The sequence below is a fragment of the Secundilactobacillus malefermentans DSM 5705 = KCTC 3548 genome (assembly GCF_001436395.1).
Classification (GTDB): Bacteria; Bacillota; Bacilli; order Lactobacillales; family Lactobacillaceae; genus Secundilactobacillus; species Secundilactobacillus malefermentans.
Genome location: NZ_AZGJ01000110.1, coordinates 1 through 1,320, shown reverse-complemented (window position 1 = coordinate 1,320; position 1,320 = coordinate 1). Strand labels below are relative to the sequence as shown.

Here is a 1,320-nt window from a genome sequence, read left to right as displayed (position 1 = left end):
TGAGAGTGTCAAATTTTATGTGTAAATGAAAAAGCCTCTCACTTTTGAACTAAAACATTGATTCTAAAGTGTCTTGAACTAGGTTGAACCCTTTATGTGTTCGTCGCCCAAATTTGTCATTGTAATCAAGAATTACAGTCATTAAGGTTCTTTCCAAAGATTCTTCGTTGGGAAATTGTTCACGTTTCTTTGTTTGTCGCTTAAATTTTTTGTTAAATGATTCGATAAGATTGGTACTATAAATACTAGACCGGATAGCCGGTGGAAAATTAAAAAATACCAGTAATTTCTGGTTCTTTAATAAAGCTTGCGTAACTTTGGGATATCTTTTGCGCCAATGGTCAACAAAGTTGGCTAAGCTGTGCTCAGCCATTCGTTTATTGGTTGCTTGATGAATTAACTTAAAATCATTTAACACAGCTTTACGGTCATGAACCCGTACATGATGCGAAATATTACGACTTACATGAACTAGGCATTGCTGAATAACGGCGTTGGGATAATATTTACCAACGGCAGTTTCGAGGCCAACCAATCCATCGGCCACAAAAAGTAAGGTTTGTTGTACGCCACGATCCTTCAAATCAGCTAATACTTCAGACCACACAGAACTAGATTCTGTCGGAGCTATCTTGTAAGACAGCACTTCCTTATGACCATTAGGTTGAATGCCAATTGCAATATGAACTGCTTCTTTGGCAACTGTGTCACGTCGCAAGGGAAGATATGTGGCATCTAAATAAACGACAGCGTACCGTTCTGATAACGTTCGATTCTTGAAAGCTTCAACTTGTTCGTTAACTACCTTAGTTAGATTGGAAACTGTCTGTGGCGTGTAATAGGAACCATACATTTTTTCCATCAGATCGGCGATCTCATGAGTGGTAATTCCCTTTTGATAAAGCTGAATGATGGTTTGTTCTAACTGGTCTGTTCGTCGTTGATAGGCTGGTAATGTGTGGTTAACAAATTCTCCGTTTCGATCACGGGGAATCGTAAGATTCAATTCGCCATATTTTGTATTAAAGGTTCTCGTGTAGTGGCCATTACGAGAATTTCCTGAATTGAAGCCATTCCTATCATAGGGCTCATAACCTAAAAATGCAGAAAGTTCATTTTGTAATAGCTCATTAACGGCCGTTTCTAGTTGATCTTTGAAAATAATATCTAGATCCTGACGCTGCGCTAGTGCTGTGACGATTTCTTTGGTAAACTGATTCATGGGGAAGCCTCCTGTGATGTTTGTTTAGACGCTAACTATCATAAGGGAGAGGCTTCCCTTTTTCAATGAATCATTTACACATAATTATTTAAACACTC

The 1,320-nt window shown here is 38.3% G+C and carries 1 protein-coding gene; it reads right to left on the bottom strand.

All coding sequences use genetic code 11. The annotated features are described in order from the left end of the window. Positions 1–49: 49 nt before the first annotated feature. Positions 50–1,222, bottom strand: coding sequence for an IS256 family transposase (locus FD44_RS09920; RefSeq protein ID WP_010620873.1), 1,173 nt, complete (start codon positions 1,220–1,222; stop codon positions 50–52). Positions 1,223–1,320 lie beyond the last annotated feature (98 nt).